Source organism: Flavobacterium agricola (genome assembly GCF_025919725.1).
GTDB lineage: Bacteria > Bacteroidota > Bacteroidia > Flavobacteriales > Flavobacteriaceae > Flavobacterium > Flavobacterium agricola.
Window position 1 is genome coordinate 1,949,246 of record NZ_CP081495.1, and the last position, 16,872, is coordinate 1,966,117.

A 16,872-nucleotide genomic window follows, 5' to 3' on the forward strand; every position below is an offset into this window, starting at 1 on the left:
TTTTTGTTTTTATGAAATGGTATTTTGTAAAATCTCCCACTTGGGTTAAATGGTTGTTTACTACACAAACCTGGAGCATCCCAACCGATGAAAAATACGTTTATTTAACTTTTGATGACGGCCCAATTCCTGAGGTTACGCCATGGGTTTTACATGTTTTAAATCAGTTTCAGATTAAGGCAACCTTTTTTTGTATTGGTGATAACGTACAAAAACATCCAGAAGTTTATAAGCAAGTACTTGCTGAAGGGCATCAAATCGGAAATCATACCTTTAATCATTTAAACGGATGGAAAACCAATACGCAATTGTATTTAGCCAATATGGCTCAAACCGAATCCATCATTCAAAACAGCAATAAGCTATTCCGCCCGCCTTATGGTAAAATAACACCAAAGCAAAGCGATAAGTTAATTAGCCAAGGTTATAAAATAATAATGTGGGATGTTTTAAGTGCCGACTTTGACCAAACCATTACGCCAGAAATGTGTTTACAAAACGTAATTCAGAACACAACATCCGGTTCTATAATTGTATTTCACGACAGCATTAAAGCCAAAATAAACCTAGAATATGCTTTACCTAAAACCATTGCATATTTGCTAGATCAGGGCTATAAATTTAAAACGCTTTAAGATTATCTCTTAAAGCGTTTTTTTTATTTTAAAGTTCGTAAAGTTAAAACTGTAATTTCGGGCCAAACCCCAACGCGGCCAGGATAACCGTGATAACCAAAACCGCGGTTTACATATATAAACCTTTCGTTTTGCTCATAAAGCCCGCCCCAATGTTTGTACACATAACTTACAGGGCTCCATTGAAATCCGTTAGGTAATTCAAACCCAAACTGAAATCCGTGCGTATGGCCCGATAAAGTTAAATCATACCAAACATCGCTTTGTGATAAAATTAAATCAAAATGTGACGGATCGTGCGAAAGCACCAATTTAAAATCGGATGGAGCAACGCCTTGGCCCGCTTTTGTTATATCGCCTTGTTCTCCAAATCGGGCGCCCCAATTTTCAACCCCAAGTAATGCAATAGAATCTGAAGCGTTATTTAAATAAACATGCTCGTTTAACAACAAATTAAAATCCATTTTTTGATGAGAATCTTTTATCGCCTCAAAATTAGCTGCTTTTTGTTGTTCGGAATCAAATTTTACGTACATGCCATAATCGTGATTTCCTAGTACAGAATATTTACCATATTTTGGCATTTTTATTTGCTTAATAAAAGGAATCCAGCGTTCGGTTTCGGTTGCTTTATTGTTCACCAAATCACCAGTAAAAACAAACAAATCAAATTCTTGCGCATTTATAAGCTCAATTGCTTTGGCAATTTCAACTTCGTTATCTAAACTTCCTAAATGCATATCAGAAATTTGCAAAACTTTAAAACCATCAAAACTTTGCGGCAGGTTTTTCAGAAAAACTTCTTGCTCAATCACCCTAAACTTATAACGGCCATAAACAATACCGTGAACAAAAGCTCCAAAATGAATTGCGGCAGCCAACAGAGCCAAATAACCAAAAAGCTTTGAACGGCGTGGTAAAAAATCGGAAACGTTATTTTTTAAACGTGAAAACTTATTTAACTTGAATAAGCCAAAAAGTACGCGAAAAATATCTTCAGCCAATAAAAAAATGGCAATCCATAATTTCGGAATGTAAAAAGTTAAAAAAATACCGATTGCCAATAAGCTTTTCGGATTTTGTCCGGTAACGCGATTGTAGGTAAAAAAGCTATAAATCAAATAGCCTAAAACAACCAGCGTAAATACAATATAAAATTGCCTTGCTCTTTTATTTTTTACAAATAATTTAAATAATTGGTAGGCGTAAATATCTGTTACTGCAATAAATGTGAGTAGAAATACGTAAAACATGTTGTGCGATAAAATTCTTGTTGCAAAGGTAGTATTTTTAAAAATGCCATAAGCCGCATCCTAATAAAAAGTAAATAGATTAAGAAGTATGAAAGGAACTTTGTATTTTTGATACTTATAAAAATTTACACATGTCACAAAATCGTCTTTTTCTACTCGATGCCTACGCGTTAATATTTAGAGGTTATTATGCTTTTATAAAAAATCCGAGAATTAATTCTAAAGGATTAGATACCTCTGCCATTATGGGATTCATGAATTCGTTATTGGATGTTATTAAACGTGAGCGCCCCGATCATTTAGCGGTAGCTTTTGATAAAGCCGGAAGCGCTGCCCGATTAGAAATGTACAGCGAATACAAAGCAAATCGTGACGAAACCCCAGAAGCTATTAAAATTGCAGTACCTTACATTCAGGAAATATTACGTGCCATGCACATTCCAATTGTTGAAGTTGCAGGGATTGAGGCTGATGATTTAATTGGAACCTTAGCCAAACAAGCCGAAAAAGAAGGTTTTCAGGTTTTTATGGTTACCCCAGATAAAGATTATGCCCAATTAGTTTCTGAAAATATTTTTATGTACCGCCCTGCTCGCATGGGCAATGGTATCGAAATTTGGGGCGTGCCCGAAGTTTTAGAAAAATTTGAAATTGAAAGACCTGAACAAGTTATTGACTTTTTAGGAATGATGGGTGATTCAGTTGATAACATTCCGGGATTACCTGGCGTGGGCGAAAAAACAGCTAAAAAGTTTTTGGCCGAGTACGGAACCATGGAAAACTTATTGGCCAATACGCATCAACTAAAAGGTAAAATGAAAGAAAAAGTTGAAGCAGCTAAAGAGCTGGGCTTACTTTCTAAAAAACTAGCAACCATTTTGTTAGATTGCCCGGTTACGTTTGATGCCGAAGCTTATAAATTAGAAAAACCCGATGTAGCAAAAACCGAAGCGATTTTTCAGGAATTAGAATTCCGCCGCATGCAGGAGCAATTCTCAAAACTTTTTGCAGATGGAGCTGATTTTGACGAGGTAGTTTCTACCACCGACGAATTTAAGGTTGCTGTACCCAAACATTACAAAAAAACAGAAGCATCCGATCAATTTTCATTGTTCGAAATGCCAGAAGATGGTTTACCCGCTTTTTCAAGCTACAAAACCTTAGCAGATACTGATCATTTATACCAAACCATTCAACCCGGATTTGGAGTAAAAATATTAGTACAAAACTTACTAAACCAAACCTCAGTTTGTTTTGATACCGAAACAACCGGATTAGATGCATTGCATGCCGAATTGGTTGGTATTGCATTTTCGTATCAAGAAAACCAAGGCTATTATATTCCGTTTCCTGAAGATAGAAACGAAGCGATTGAAATTTTAAATCAACTAAAACCATTTTTCGAATCTGAGAAAATAGAAAAAGTTGGACAAAATTTAAAGTACGATTTAAAAGTGCTATCTAACTATGGCATTCAGGTAAACGGCCCGCTGTTTGACACCATGATTGCGCATTATTTAATTAATCCGGATATGCGCCATAATATGGATGTTTTAGCCGAAACATATTTGGGTTATTCGCCAAAACCAATTGAAGAATTGATTGGAAAAAAAGGGAAAAATCAGAAATCGATGCGCGAAGTAGATTTAGAAGATGCTAAAGAATATGCGGTTGAAGATGCTGATATTACCTTTCAGTTAAAACATAAATTTGAACCGCAATTACAAAAAGCCAATACGCGAAAATTATTTGACGAAATTGAGATTCCGTTAGTAAAAGTTTTAGCAGCTATGGAACACGAAGGCATTCGTTTAGATGTTCCGTTTTTAAACGAATTATCAGAAAAAATTGCTGCAGAAATTAAAGCGTTAGAATTAAGCATTTACGAAATTGCAGGTACAACCTTTAACATTGCATCGCCAAAGCAATTAGGCGAAGTTTTATTTGATACGTTAAAAATTGGTAGCGGTAAAATTAAAAAAACCAAAACGGGCCAATATGCAACCGGTGAAGAAGTTTTAAGCGATTTAGCGAAAGACAATGAAATTGTTCAGAAAATTTTAGAATATCGCCAAGTTGTAAAGCTACAAAATACATATATTGATGCATTGCCAAAACAAGTTGATGCAACAACCAATCGTGTACATACCGATTACATGCAAACCGTAGCTGCCACCGGACGTTTAAGTTCAAACAATCCGAACTTGCAAAACATTCCGATTCGAACCGAACGCGGACGATTGATTCGTAAAGCATTTATTCCACGCGATGAAAATTACACATTAGTTTCGGCCGATTATTCTCAAATTGAATTGCGTATTATTGCAGCCATTTCTGGTGAAGAAAACATGATTCAATCATTTAAAAATGGAGAAGATATTCACCGTGCAACAGCAGCTAAAGTTTTTAATGTTCCTTTAGACGAAGTTACAAAAGAACAACGTAGCCATGCAAAAACGGTAAACTTTGGAATTATTTATGGTGTTTCGGCCTTTGGTTTAAGCCAACAAACCAATTTAAGCCGCCAAGAAAGTGCTGCACTTATTGATGCCTATTACAAAACGTACGCGTTTACGTAATTTTATTGATGAGCAAATTGCATTTGCTCGTGATAATGGTTATGTACAAACCGTTTTGGGGCGCCGTCGTTATTTACGCGATATAAATTCGGGTAATGCTATGGTGCGTGGAGGTGCAGAACGAAATGCCGTTAATGCACCTATTCAGGGTTCGGCGGCCGATATTATTAAAATTGCGATGATTAACATTTATAATAAGTTAACTCAAGAAAACTGGAAATCTAAAATGTTGTTGCAAGTACACGACGAATTGGTTTTTGATGTGCATCGCGACGAATTAGATAAAATTAAACCAATGATAAAACATGAAATGGAAAATGCATTTAAGCTAATTGTTCCGTTAGAAGTTGAAATTGGCGAAGGTAAAAACTGGTTAGAAGCGCATTAATCTACTATAAATAAATGTTTAAAAAAGAGGTTGTTAAGCAACCTCTTTTTTTATTCAAAATAAGCAACTATTTTTAACCATCAATTTTTAGCGTTTCGTTTTATGAAAAAAATACTTTATATTTTTCTAATAATATCCTTTTCAGCAACTGCACAAAGCAATATTAGTAAAATTGACAGCCTATTAACGTATTACAACATCAATCAGAAAATGATGGGGCAATACGCCATTAAACTTGGCAACAGCACCGTTTTAGAAACGGCTTATGGCAACAAAACCAATCCAACCGTAAAGCTAAACAACGAAAGTAAATTTAAAATTGGTGATATAACTAAAATGTTTACAGCAACCTTAATATTACAATTGGTTGATGAAAAAAAATTAAAACTTACCGACAACTTAAATAAGTTTTACCCGAAAATACCCGAAGCAAAACAAATTACCATAGAAATGTTGTTGCGCCACCGTAGCGGATTACCAGATTATGTGGGCATTGAAAATGTAGAAAATACAACAAGCCAACAAGTTTTAAAATGGATTGAAGCTAGTGATTTATTGTTTGAGCCAGGAACAGCAACCAAGTTTGCCAGCACAAATTATTTTTTATTGGGCGAAATTTTACAGCAAATAACTCAAAAAACATATAACGATAATCTGATTGCGCGCATCTGCAAACCGCTTAATTTATATTTTACATCGCTACAAGGTTATGCAATTACCGAACCTAAACAGCCGGCAGCAAGTTATTTGTTTCGTTTAAACCATTGGGTTGAAACCAACGAAAAATATTCGCCAGCATTATACGCAGCAAACGGCATTATTTCGAACGCAAAAGATCTTAGTAAATTTATTCATGGCTTATTTAGTTACAAACTACTAAAAAAAGAAACGGTTGATAAAATGATTGAAACACAAAACGGATTTGGCTTGGGTATTACAGCAATTCCGTTTGGAGATCGTGTGTTTTATGGCCATGCAGGCAGAATTGATGCAAACCAAACCGTAGTTTTATATAACCCGGGCGAAAAATTAGCTTACACAGCTTTAAACAACGCGGTAGCTACAAATACAAACGAAATTAACATTTCGGTATTAGCCATATATTTTAATCAGCCATTTGCATTCCCAGATTTTACAGATTTAGAAATTCCTGAAAGCATTTTAAAAAATTATATCGGAATTTATAAATCGGATGATTTACCAATAGAAATAAAAGTATTTATTGAAAACGGAAAATTATTTGCACAAGCAGCCGGCCAAGCCGATTTTCCGTTAGCTGCAAAATCAGAAACCGAATTTCAGTTTCATCCAGCACGTATCAAAATAACTTTTAAAAACAACGAATTTATTCTAAATCAATCAGATGCAAATTACTTGTTTACAAAACAGTAAAAGCCAAAAGCAATATAAAATAATAAATTTTTGATAAAAAACATACAGTTTATCCCATATCCGTTTGTTTAATTAATAATTATGATTAATTTTGCACTCCTTTAATTAGGAATGGAATGTTTAATTAAATAATTTTTATTGTGAACAATTTAAGCTACAAAACTGTATCAGCTAACAAAGCAACTGTTCAAAAAGAATGGATTGTAGTTGATGCTGAAGGTCATAACTTAGGTCGCTTAGCAACAAAAGTAGCAATGCTTTTAAGAGGTAAGTACAAACCAAGTTATACACCACATGTTGACTGTGGAGATAACGTAATCGTTATCAATGCTGAAAAAATCAATTTAACTGGAAACAAATTAAATGACAAAACTTACGTTCGTCATACAGGTTACCCAGGTGGACAAAGATTTTTAACAGCTAAAGTAATGCAACAAAAAAACCCTGCATTATTAGTAGAAAAAGCGGTAAAAGGAATGTTACCTAAAAACAGATTAGGTGCACAATTATTCCGTAATTTAAATGTATACGTTGGTGCTGCTCACAAACATGAAGCGCAACAACCTAAAACTGTAAACTTAAACGAGATTAAGTAATGGAAGTAATTCACAAAATCGGTAGAAGAAAAACTGCTGTAGCACGTGTTTATGTTTCTAAAGGAACAGGAAACATTACAGTAAACAAAAAAGAATTCGCAGTATATTTCCCAACTGCTACTTTACAATACAAAGTTATGCAACCTTTAGCTATGACTGAAAATGCTGCTAACTTTGACGTAAAAGTAAATGTTTACGGTGGTGGAACTAACGGACAAGCTGAAGCAGTGCGTATGGCAATTGCAAGAGCTATGTGTGAAGTTGATGCTGAGAACAGAGCAATTTTAAAACCAGAAGGCTTATTAACTCGTGATCCACGTATGGTTGAGCGTAAGAAATTTGGTCAGAAGAAAGCTCGTAAGAGATTCCAATTCTCTAAACGTTAATATTTATTTATTATTAAAAAATCTAAGTTTTTGTTGCACGCCTGCTGAGGCAGGAGGTAGTTTAGCATCTAAATGGCTGAGACCGAATTATTCCTCGCTACTCATTCATTGCTAATCATCAAGAACGTAAACTATTCACAAAAATGGCAAACAAAGTAGAAGTTAAAGAATTACTAGAAGCAGGTGTTCACTTCGGACACATGACTAGAAAGTGGAATCCAAACATGGCTCCTTATATTTACATGGAGCGTAATGGAATTCACATTATTAATTTATATAAAACTGCAGCTAAAATTGAAGAAGCTAATGAAGCTTTAAAAAAGATTTCTGCATCAGGTCGTAAAGTTTTATTCGTTGCGACAAAAAAACAAGCGAAAGACATCGTTGCTGAAAAAGCAGCAGCTGTAAACATGCCTTACATCACTGAAAGATGGCCAGGTGGTATGTTAACAAACTTCGTTACAATTCGTAAAGCGATCAAAAAAATGACTGCTATCGATAAAATGAAGAAAGATGGTACTTTCATGACTTTATCTAAAAAAGAACGTTTACAAGTTGACCGTTTAAGAGCTAAGTTAGAGAAAAACTTAGGTTCTATTGCGGACATGACAAGATTACCTGCTGCGTTATTTATCGTAGATATTAAAGCAGAACACATCGCAGTAAAAGAAGCTCAAAAATTAAACATTCCAATTTTTGCTATGGTTGACACAAACTCTGACCCACGTGAGGTTGATTTTGTTATTCCTGCAAACGACGATGCTTCTAAATCGATCGACAAAGTTTTATCTTTAGTTACAGGCGCAATTGCTGAAGGTTTAGCGGATAGAAAATCTGAAAAAGATGATTTACCAGCTGCTCCTGCAAAAGAAACTGCTGAAACTCAAGAATAATATTCAAAAAGATAAAGTCGTTAGCAGAGTACTGAATAAGTTCTCTCTAACGGCTTTTTTGATACAAAACATTAGATAACTATTAAATTTTATATACAATGGCAAATATTAGTGCTGCGGACGTAAATAAATTAAGACAATCTACAGGTGCCGGAATGATGGACTGTAAAAAAGCTTTAGTTGAAGCTGAAGGAGATTTCGAAAAAGCAATCAAAATCCTACGTGAAAAAGGACAAAAAATTGCAGCAAACCGTTCTGACCGCGATTCAAGCGAAGGAGCTGCTGTAGCTTTTGTTAATGCAGATAACACAAAAGGTGTTATTTTAACTTTAAACTGTGAAACTGACTTCGTAGGTAAAAACGATTCTTTCGTTGCTTTAGCAAAAGAATTAGTAGAAAAAGCAATCAACTTTAACACTAAAGAAGATTTCTTAGCTTCTGCTTACGATGATACAATGACTGTTGCTGAAAAATTAATTGAGCAAACTGGTGTTATTGGTGAAAAAATTGAAATCGGTGGATTTGAAGTTTTAGAAGGAGCTTATATCGGATCTTACGTTCACGTAAACAAAATTGCTGCATTAACTGCTTTATCAGCTGCTGTTAAAGGTGCAGAAGTTTTAACTAAAGATATTTCAATGCAAGTTGCATCAATGGGTGCAGAAACTTTATCATTTAAAGATTTCGATCCAGCATATGTTGCTTCAGAAACAGCTGCTCGTATTGCTGTAATTGAAAAAGACAACGAAGAATTAGTGCGTTTAGGTAAAACATTGAAAAATGTACCTCAATACATTTCTTTCTCTCAAATCACTGAAGAAGTTTTAGCTAAAGCTGAAGAAGATGCTAAAGAAGAATTAAGAAAAGAAGGTAAACCAGAACAAATTTGGGACAAAATTATTCCTGGTAAAATTGCTCGTTTCATTTCTGACAACACAACTTTAGACCAAGAAAAAGCTTTATTAGACCAAAACTTTATTAAAGATGAAAGCAAAAAAGTTGCTGATTACGTAAAAGGTTTTGAAGTTGAAATCACAGATTTCAAACGTGTAACTTTAGGTTAATATCTACTTTTTAGTACTATATAAAAATCCCGAACGCTAGCGTTCGGGATTTTTTTTATGCTTTAGTTCAAAAAAGCATTTTATTTCTTAAATAAAACAAAACCTAAATAGGACATAATTAAAATTACAGCACAAATAGCACATTGAAAAAAACACAACTCCAATTATTATATTCCCAACAAAAAGGCTCATAATTAATAATCTATAAAAAAAACAAAGAGAGCTAACAAAATATAATAATTATTAACCTTAATTATTAAAAATCTCAAATAAAAGAAAAAATAAGCCTTTTTTGTCAAAAAAGTAAGACGTTAAAATTATAAAAAACGTGTATTTGAATCAGGCATTCCATTCTCATTTTTCTATATTTGTTATACACACATCATATTTAGTAGTTATTAGCCACAAATAAGCCCAATAACTATAAAAACAAGCGACATGGTTGCAAAAATAAAAATAAGGGCTAAAAACTACTAAAACTAAATATTTATAACCTCAAATAATACCCTATTCTTATGAAAAAAATTTTTAAGTATTCCTTTTTATTATTTCTTGCGCATCCCATGATTGCACAAAATTTAGAAATCGAAAAAAGAGTACCCGAAAAAAAAAGTAATAGAATGGCGCCGTCACATTCATGAAAACCCAGAACTTCCTTTTCAAGAAGATAAAACGGGAGATTATGTGGCAAAAGTGCTTAAAAGCTTTAAAAATATAGAAGTTATTCGTCCGGCTAAAACCAGCATAGTAGGAGTTTTAAAAGGCGCAAATCCTGGTAAAACTGTTGCATTTAGAGCTGATATGGATGCTTTACCTGTGCAAGAAGAAACAGGATTACCTTATGCATCAAAAGTACCAAACGTAAGCCATGCTTGTGGGCATGATTCGCACACAGCCATGTTATTAGGTACTGCTAAAGTTTTATCTGAAATGCAAAAAGATATAAACGGAACGGTATATTTTGTTTTTCAACATGCTGAAGAACAAGATCCTGGAGGTGCTTTAGATATTATTAATTCTGGTGTTTTAGATAATGTAGAAGCATTTTTTGGGATGCACGTTTTACCGAATATGCCAGTTGGGCATATCGGAATTTTACCAAATGGAGCTGCATCTACAACATCAGATGGTTTTGAATTAACCATTAATGGAAAAGGTTCTCACGGTTCTATGCCGCATTTAGGTACCGATCCTATTGTTATTGGTTCGCAAATTGTAAATGCATTACAAAGCGTGGTTGCCAGAAACGTTGTTCCGGGTGATTTAGCAGTAATTTCAGTTGGTAAATTTCATTCAGGTAACGCAAACAATGTAATTGCAGATAAAGCAGAATTGGGTGCTACCGTTCGTACCGTATCACAACCTACGCGTGAATTAGTTAAAGAACGTGTAGAAACTTTAGTAGAAAATATTGCAGAAGCACATAACGCAACTTACGATTTAAATTATTTTTCTAGCTACCCAGCCATTCAAAATGATGTACAATTAAACGCAATGGCCAAAGCAAGTGCAGAAAAAGCAGTTGGGGCAACTCATGTTTTTGAAGCAGAAAGAATGACAGCTAGTGAAGATTTTTCTTACTATAAAAAAATTGCTCCAACAGCATTTTTAGTTTTAGGTGTTGGTGATGGTGTTGCAAATCACAATCCTAAATTTAATTTAGATGAAGCAGCTTTAAAATATGGCGTAACTACTCAAGTACAAATCATTTTAGATTATTTAAACAGCGATAATAATCCGCAATTAATTAACTAAACTATTAATTTTAAAGTAAGTACTAAAATAATAAAATCCCCAAATTGGGGATTTTTTTATTTTTCATCTGCAGATGGTCCGTAAATTCCTGGTACAGGTAAATCTAACAAACGCATATAAACAGTTAATTGTCCGCGATGGTGAATTAAATGATTGGTAATAATAAAACGTAAAGCACCTGCTTTAGGTAAAGTTGCAATTACATAATCACCTGCTTTCATGGTCCAATTAGTAAAATACGTTTCTTCATCAAGCTTTTCAATTATAGCTTTATTTTTTTCGTATCCAGCTTCTAAAGCTTTTTCTAATTCTTCAACCGTTGTAAACGTATAAGGTTTGTAATCGGTATGTAAATCAAAAACCTCAGTAGTTAAAGCCAATTCAATCCAATTGTGTAATTCAACAACATGATTAGCTAACTGTCCTAAAGCCATTGATTTTTCGTGTGGTTTAAAATCGAACTTGTCGTTTTTTAAATTTTTAAGAACACGTAATGTATTATTTTTTTCGTGTTCCAACTCCATTAACAAAGCTGTTTTAATGCTCATAAGTTGTTTATATTAGTGAATGTTATACGTAAATATAGTAAATTAAACATTTAATGTTTTATACATTTGTAAAGCTTTACCATCGGATAGCATCGAAACAAAATGAGCCATATTTAGCAAACGCAAATACAAACTGCTTTTTTGTTCTTGATAGCGCGGTGGTAATAATTTTAAAACCATGGTATCAAAAGCAGAAGCTTTATTTTCAAACTGATTGTTGTAAGCCGTACAAAATTTATCGAGCAAAAAGTTTATAATCTGAAAACCTTTTAATTCTTTTTCAAGCACATCGTTAGATTGGTAAACCTTTTTAACACAAATGCTTAAAATATTGTTTATCTGCTCTTTAAACTGACTTTTATCCATTAATGCACAAGTAAACGTACCGTTTAAAATTTCTTCTTCGTGCTTTAAAAAAATTTGAACCGCATCTTGAATTAAAGAATTAATAGCAACGGCACGCAGGTAAGAAATTTTATCTTCTACATGCATCAATTCATTATATTTTTCTTGATTAATGGCTTTGGTAAGCGGTTTTAAATAACTATCAATAAGCTCAGCATCAATCCATTGTAAATTAATACCGTCTTCAAAATCAATAATGGTGTAACAAATATCGTCGGCAGCTTCAACCAAAAAAGTTAACGGATGGCGCTTGTAACGAATTTGACTGGAATTTGCATCGCCATTATCTATCAATCCTAAATCGGTTGCAATGGCCTGAAAAGTTTGTTTATCAGCCTGAAAAAAACCGTATTTTTTATCTTGAATTTCGGTTGTTGGTTTTTTAGGCAAACTTTCTTTAGGATATTTCATAAACGCACCCAAGGTTGCGTAAGAAAGGCGCAACGCACCTTCTACCCCCGGACGATCGCTGGTTAAAACCGAAAACCCGTTAGCATTACCTTCAAAATCAATTAAATCTTGCCATTCTTTATCGCTTAGCAGATTTTTATATTGCAGCCCATTACCTATTTTAAAATAATCGCCAATAGCACGTTCACCAAAATGGCCAAAAGGCGGGTTACCAATATCATGTGCCAAAGATGCTGCCGCAACAATGGTTCCGAAATCGGTATAAACATGGCCATAATCGGTTGCCAAATACGGATATTTTTGTAAAATAGCTTGCCCAACCATGCGCCCTAAAGTGCGCCCAACAACAGAAACTTCTAAGCTGTGCGTTAATCGGGTGTGAACAAAATCGGTTTTAGAAAGCGGAATAACTTGTGTTTTGTCTTGCAAGCTTCTAAATGCCGACGAAAATATAATACGATCGTAATCCGAATCGTACCCTAAACGCAAATGATCTTGATCTTTACGCAAACGTTTTTTTGTATCGCCCTGTCTTGTTAAAGACAAAAGCTTTTCCCATTGCATCATTTTTGTAACTTTTAATTAAATACGCCGCGGAAATAAACATAAACAAACAACAATACAAAAGCAACTGCCATAAGTATTAAACCGCCACGCACACGGTTAGTACCTTGTGCTTTATCGTTTTGCTTTAAAAAATAGAATTTAAGAATTAGATTTAAAAACATAACAACCACCAAAACTATTAAAGTAATACGTTGTGATTCTAAATCTGGATTGGCGTATTTATTTAAAAAATAAGCAACTAAAATAAATACTAAAAGATATTTGTTTAAAAACTGTAATATTTTTGACATGATTATGCGTTTAATTTACTTTGAATAATATTGTTTTTTACGGCTTGAAAGACATGCTGTTGTGCTTGTGCAAACGATATGTTGTACACGCGTTGCATAGCTGTAAATTCGGCCGGATATTGCGCTAATAAAAAATTATAATACGCATCTAAAAGTTGTTGGTTGGGTAAGTTAAATTCAAATTCCAAATCAAAACGGCGACGCAGGGCCGAATCAATCATTTGAATTTGATTGGTAGCCGCAACTAAAATAGATTTTTGTGGAAAATAATCCATAAGTTGAATAATGGCATTTACTACGCGTTTCATTTCGCTATTGTCGTTATTGTCGTAATCACGAATTTGTCCTAACGAATCAAATTCATCTAACAACAAGACAGATGCTTCATACTGCACTTCTTTAAACAACGCTTCTAGGTTTTTAGCTGTTTCACCTAATTTAGATGAGATAATGGTGGCCAAATTTACCACAACCAATTTTAAATTAAAATGCGTTGCAATGGCTTTGGCTGTATGTGTTTTACCGCAACCTGTTGCGCCAAATAATAAAATTTTATTAGCAACTGGTAATTTGTATTGTAATAAATCGTTTTTAAATTGATATTCTAATAGAAACTGATTCATTTTATTTTGAATTTTTTCGTCAAAAAAAACCTCATCAATAGCAACTTTAGAACGTTCTAAAAAATAATTGTTCATACATGTATTAATAAAAAAACAGTACATAAAAGTACTGCTTAGTTTTTTATTTATTTAATTCTTGCGCAACTATTTCTAGTTCTGCATACCATTCTTCTCCGTATTTTCTAATTAAAGCTGGTTTTAAAAACTTATAAACCGGCACAGCCAATTCTTTACCTAAAACGCAAGCATCGCTACAAATATGCCAACGGTGGTAATTTACAGCAGAAAAATCTGAATATTCACGAATACGAATTGGATACAAATGGCACGAAATTGGTTTTTTCCAATCTATTTTACCTTCGTTATAAGCTTGTTCAATACCGCATAAAGCTGTATCGCCATCAAAAATAACATAAGCACAATCGGCTCCGTTAATTAATGGTGTTTCGAAATCGCCATCGGCACCAACAATCCAAGTTCCTTGTTCTTCAATTGCTTTAATTCCTTCGGGGCGTAAATACGGTTTAACAATCGGATAAATTTCTTCTAATATCAAATTTTCCTCTTTACTTAAAGGCGCACCCGCATCACCATCAACACAACAAGCTCCTTTACAAGCGGTTAAGTTGCATACAAATTCTTTTTCAAAAATTTCTTCAGAAACAATCGTTTTACCTAGCTGAAACATTTTTTTCTACTTTTTATAAATGGCTACAAAGATACAGCTTTTTATTGGTACCTAAAATGGGCTTATTCTTTAAATAATTTTAGAATTGTATAGAGAACTCAAAATTAACATTACTTTTGCATAAAACTTAAATTATATTCTTTTACAAAAAATGGAAATTAACTTAAAAGAAATAATGACGGCAACTATGATTTTATTTGCTGTTATTGATATTATTGGCAGTGTGCCAATAGTGGTAGATTTGAGACGTAAAGTTGGGCACATTCAGTCTGAAAAAGCATCTATTGTTGCAGCCGTAATTATGATTGCTTTTTTATTTTTAGGAGAACAAATTTTAAACCTAATTGGGATTGATGTAAAATCGTTTGCTGTGGGGTGCTTTTGTACTTTTCTTTTTAGCTTTAGAAATGATTTTAGGTATTCAGTTATACAAAGATGAAGAACCCAATACCGCATCAATTGTTCCGCTTGCTTTTCCGCTAATTGCTGGAGCAGGAACCATGACTACCATTTTATCTTTAAAGGCCGAATTTCAGACCATTAATATAATTTTTGCTATTTTATTAAACATAATAATTGTTTATATCGTTTTAAAGTTATCGCCAATTATTGAAAGAAAATTAGGTAAAGGCGGATTAGCAGTTATTAGAAAAGTTTTTGGTGTAATTTTATTAGCTATTTCTGTAAAGTTATTTGCTACTAACATAAAAGGATTATTATAATATGATTTACGATGCATTAATTATTGGAGGCAGCGTTGCCGGTATTTCTTGTGCTTTAGTTTTAGGTTCGGCGAGTAAAAAGCCTTTTATGGCCGATAAAAAAATTGGCGTTTTAGCACACCAGCGAGCATCAGCTTTGCAAGATGGTTTGTACAACAATGCTTTTGGAATTCCGGCCGGAACTTTAGGAGCCGATTTGTTGGTTAACAGCTTAGATCAGCTTAAAAATACATACCCACAAATTGATTGTATTGAAAATGAAAAAGTGATTAAAGTTGAAAAAACTACCAATCAAACTTTTTTAGTTCATACCAATAAAAATGAAGTTTACGAATCGCGTTTGTTAGTTATTGCCACAGGTAACTCGGCATTTACTATTGAAGGTTTAGAAGATTTTGTAATAGATCATCAAAAATCAATTCCCTCAAAAAACAGAATTCAACTTAAAAACAACGATCATTTGGTTACCCAAGGCATTTATGTTGCCGGAACCTTAGCCGGACATCGCAGCCAATTGGCAATTGCTGCCGGAAGCGGCGCCATGGTTGCTACTGATATTTTAGTTTTATGGAACGACGGGAACGAAACCCACGCTCATGATTCGATTCGATTAAAAAATAAAAAAACTCCCGAAAATTTCGGGAGTTTTTTGTTTTATATCAAATTAGTCAACTTTTGTAGTTGCAACGTTTTTATCAATTTTGTTTACTAAACCTACTAAAACTTTACCAGGTCCAAATTCAAAAAACTCCGTTGCTCCATCAGCAATCATTTGTTGTACCGATTGCGTCCATTTTACAGGTGCTGTTAATTGAATGATTAAATTCTTTTTAATTTCTGCCGGGTCTGAAACTGCAGTTGCTGTAACGTTTTGGTAAACCGGACAAATAGGAGTTGCAAATTCTGTAGCTTCAATAGCTGCAGCTAATTCTTCGCGTGCTGGTTCCATCATTGGTGAGTGAAAAGCGCCACCAACAGGCAAAATTAAAGCACGTTTTGCACCTGCTTCTTTCATTTTTTCGCAAGCTGCTTCAACCGCTTTATATTCTCCAGAAATTACCAATTGACCTGGGCAGTTGTAATTAGCAGCTACCACAACCCCATCAATTTCAGCACAAATTTCTTCAACTTTTTCATCTGGTAAGTTTAAAACTGCTGCCATTGTACTTGGCGTAATTTCGCAAGCTTTTTGCATCGCTAATGCGCGTTTAGAAACTAATTTTAATCCATCTTCAAAAGATAAAGCGCCGTTAGCTACTAAAGCAGAAAATTCTCCTAACGAATGCCCTGCAACCATTTCTGGCGCAAATTCAGGATAAACTTTAGCTGCAATAACAGAATGTAAAAAAACAGCTGGTTGTGTAACCTTTGTTTCTTTTAATTCTTCTGCAGTACCTTCAAACATAATGTCGGTAATTCTGAAACCTAATATTTCATTCGCTTGTTCAAACAATTGCTTTGCAACTGCCGAGTTTTCGTATAAATCTTTACCCATGCCAGTAAACTGAGCGCCTTGACCTGGAAAAACGTATGCTTTCATTATTAAGATATTTTGCGTTTGTTTAAGTGCAAATGTAGTAATAAAATTTATTAAGTTTTGATTGAAAGAAAAAGAGAAGAAAAACAGAAAGGTATAAAAACGAAAAAAACTGCCTAAGCCGTGGCAGTTTTTTCTAA

At 33.9% G+C, this 16,872-nt stretch carries 14 protein-coding genes and 3 pseudogenes; 10 read left to right on the top strand and 7 right to left on the bottom strand.

What is annotated here, in order from left to right:
- The first annotated feature begins 11 nt into the window (after nucleotides 1–11).
- On the top strand, nucleotides 12–635 hold the full coding sequence (locus K5I29_RS09735) for a polysaccharide deacetylase family protein (RefSeq protein WP_264432888.1): 624 nt from the start codon (nucleotides 12–14) through the stop codon (nucleotides 633–635).
- Nucleotides 636–658: 23 nt separating this feature from the next.
- Here the strand turns inward: K5I29_RS09735 and K5I29_RS09740 are convergent, their stop codons facing one another.
- Nucleotides 659–1,888 carry a metallophosphoesterase gene (locus K5I29_RS09740; RefSeq protein ID WP_264432889.1) on the bottom strand — a complete coding sequence of 410 codons (1,230 nt, stop codon included), beginning with the start codon at nucleotides 1,886–1,888 and terminating at the stop codon, nucleotides 659–661.
- A 131-nt stretch (nucleotides 1,889–2,019) separates the two neighbouring features.
- Between K5I29_RS09740 and polA the strand changes: the two are divergent.
- From polA to K5I29_RS09775, 7 genes and pseudogenes are all read left to right on the top strand, one after another.
- A pseudogene (gene polA / locus K5I29_RS09745) lies at nucleotides 2,020–4,855 on the top strand (DNA polymerase I).
- Nucleotides 4,856–4,957: 102 nt separating this feature from the next.
- Complete coding sequence (locus tag K5I29_RS09750) at nucleotides 4,958–6,247, top strand: serine hydrolase domain-containing protein (protein WP_264432890.1); 1,290 nt, start codon at nucleotides 4,958–4,960, stop codon at nucleotides 6,245–6,247.
- A 140-nt stretch (nucleotides 6,248–6,387) separates the two neighbouring features.
- A complete protein-coding gene (rplM, locus tag K5I29_RS09755) occupies nucleotides 6,388–6,843 on the top strand; it encodes a 50S ribosomal protein L13 (protein ID WP_264432892.1) in 456 nt (151 codons plus the stop codon).
- Entirely contained in the window at nucleotides 6,843–7,229 is a 387-nt protein-coding gene (rpsI, locus tag K5I29_RS09760) for a 30S ribosomal protein S9 (RefSeq protein WP_264432893.1), read from the top strand. The genes rplM and rpsI overlap by 1 nt, the downstream gene beginning before the upstream one ends.
- Nucleotides 7,230–7,372: 143 nt before the next feature.
- Nucleotides 7,373–8,122, top strand: coding sequence for a 30S ribosomal protein S2 (gene rpsB / locus K5I29_RS09765; RefSeq protein ID WP_264432894.1), 750 nt, complete (start codon nucleotides 7,373–7,375; stop codon nucleotides 8,120–8,122).
- Between the two features lie 98 nt (nucleotides 8,123–8,220).
- Nucleotides 8,221–9,186 carry a translation elongation factor Ts gene (tsf, locus tag K5I29_RS09770; RefSeq protein ID WP_264432895.1) on the top strand — a complete coding sequence of 322 codons (966 nt, stop codon included), beginning with the start codon at nucleotides 8,221–8,223 and terminating at the stop codon, nucleotides 9,184–9,186.
- 615 nt (nucleotides 9,187–9,801) lie between these two features.
- Nucleotides 9,802–10,941 (top strand): M20 metallopeptidase family protein, encoded by a 1,140-nt coding sequence (locus tag K5I29_RS09775; RefSeq protein WP_264435189.1) that lies wholly within the window; start codon nucleotides 9,802–9,804, stop codon nucleotides 10,939–10,941.
- Between the two features lie 56 nt (nucleotides 10,942–10,997).
- On the opposite strand, the gene K5I29_RS09780 is transcribed toward K5I29_RS09775, so the two are convergent.
- The 5 genes from K5I29_RS09780 to K5I29_RS09800 are packed head-to-tail and all read right to left on the bottom strand — an operon-like array spanning nucleotide 10,998 to nucleotide 14,473.
- Nucleotides 10,998–11,489, bottom strand: coding sequence for a DinB family protein (locus tag K5I29_RS09780; RefSeq protein ID WP_264432896.1), 492 nt, complete (start codon nucleotides 11,487–11,489; stop codon nucleotides 10,998–11,000).
- 42 nt (nucleotides 11,490–11,531) lie between these two features.
- Nucleotides 11,532–12,869 carry a dGTP triphosphohydrolase gene (gene dgt / locus K5I29_RS09785; RefSeq protein WP_264435190.1) on the bottom strand — a complete coding sequence of 446 codons (1,338 nt, stop codon included), beginning with the start codon at nucleotides 12,867–12,869 and terminating at the stop codon, nucleotides 11,532–11,534.
- A 14-nt stretch (nucleotides 12,870–12,883) separates the two neighbouring features.
- Nucleotides 12,884–13,162: a hypothetical protein gene (locus tag K5I29_RS09790; protein ID WP_264432898.1), complete on the bottom strand. Its 279-nt coding sequence runs from the start codon at nucleotides 13,160–13,162 to the stop codon at nucleotides 12,884–12,886.
- 2 nt (nucleotides 13,163–13,164) lie between these two features.
- The gene (locus K5I29_RS09795; protein ID WP_264432899.1) at nucleotides 13,165–13,860 is read right to left on the bottom strand and encodes an AAA family ATPase; all 696 of its coding nucleotides are present in this window, start codon (nucleotides 13,858–13,860) and stop codon (nucleotides 13,165–13,167) included.
- 46 nt (nucleotides 13,861–13,906) lie between these two features.
- Nucleotides 13,907–14,473: a DUF3109 family protein gene (locus K5I29_RS09800; protein WP_264432900.1), complete on the bottom strand. Its 567-nt coding sequence runs from the start codon at nucleotides 14,471–14,473 to the stop codon at nucleotides 13,907–13,909.
- 151 nt (nucleotides 14,474–14,624) lie between these two features.
- On the opposite strand from K5I29_RS09800, the pseudogene K5I29_RS09805 reads away from it, so the two are divergent.
- Both K5I29_RS09805 and K5I29_RS09810 read left to right on the top strand, forming a co-directional pair.
- Nucleotides 14,625–15,195: pseudogene (locus K5I29_RS09805) on the top strand (MarC family protein).
- A 1-nt stretch (nucleotide 15,196) separates the two neighbouring features.
- Nucleotides 15,197–15,805 (top strand): annotated as a pseudogene (locus K5I29_RS09810) (FAD-dependent oxidoreductase); the annotation flags it as partial.
- A gap of 54 nt (nucleotides 15,806–15,859) precedes the next feature.
- Here the strand turns inward: K5I29_RS09810 and fabD are convergent.
- On the bottom strand, nucleotides 15,860–16,735 hold the full coding sequence (gene fabD / locus K5I29_RS09815) for an ACP S-malonyltransferase (RefSeq protein WP_264432901.1): 876 nt from the start codon (nucleotides 16,733–16,735) through the stop codon (nucleotides 15,860–15,862).
- Between the last annotated feature and the right edge of the window lie 137 nt (nucleotides 16,736–16,872).

Excerpts from the sequence above, each read along its gene's own strand:
- K5I29_RS09735 (WP_264432888.1), top strand. The coding sequence starts at position 12 with ATGAAATGGTATTTTGTAAAATCTCCCACTTGGGTTAAATGGTTGTTT.
- K5I29_RS09740 (WP_264432889.1), bottom strand. The coding sequence starts at position 1,888 with ATGTTTTACGTATTTCTACTCACATTTATTGCAGTAACAGATATTTAC.
- K5I29_RS09750 (WP_264432890.1), top strand. The coding sequence starts at position 4,958 with ATGAAAAAAATACTTTATATTTTTCTAATAATATCCTTTTCAGCAACT.
- rpsI (WP_264432893.1), top strand. The coding sequence starts at position 6,843 with ATGGAAGTAATTCACAAAATCGGTAGAAGAAAAACTGCTGTAGCACGT.
- rpsB (WP_264432894.1), top strand. The coding sequence starts at position 7,373 with ATGGCAAACAAAGTAGAAGTTAAAGAATTACTAGAAGCAGGTGTTCAC.
- tsf (WP_264432895.1), top strand. The coding sequence starts at position 8,221 with ATGGCAAATATTAGTGCTGCGGACGTAAATAAATTAAGACAATCTACA.
- K5I29_RS09780 (WP_264432896.1), bottom strand. The coding sequence starts at position 11,489 with ATGAGCATTAAAACAGCTTTGTTAATGGAGTTGGAACACGAAAAAAAT.
- dgt (WP_264435190.1), bottom strand. The coding sequence starts at position 12,869 with ATGCAATGGGAAAAGCTTTTGTCTTTAACAAGACAGGGCGATACAAAA.
- K5I29_RS09790 (WP_264432898.1), bottom strand. The coding sequence starts at position 13,162 with ATGTCAAAAATATTACAGTTTTTAAACAAATATCTTTTAGTATTTATT.
- K5I29_RS09795 (WP_264432899.1), bottom strand. The coding sequence starts at position 13,860 with ATGAACAATTATTTTTTAGAACGTTCTAAAGTTGCTATTGATGAGGTT.
- K5I29_RS09800 (WP_264432900.1), bottom strand. The coding sequence starts at position 14,473 with ATGTTTCAGCTAGGTAAAACGATTGTTTCTGAAGAAATTTTTGAAAAA.
- fabD (WP_264432901.1), bottom strand. The coding sequence starts at position 16,735 with ATGAAAGCATACGTTTTTCCAGGTCAAGGCGCTCAGTTTACTGGCATG.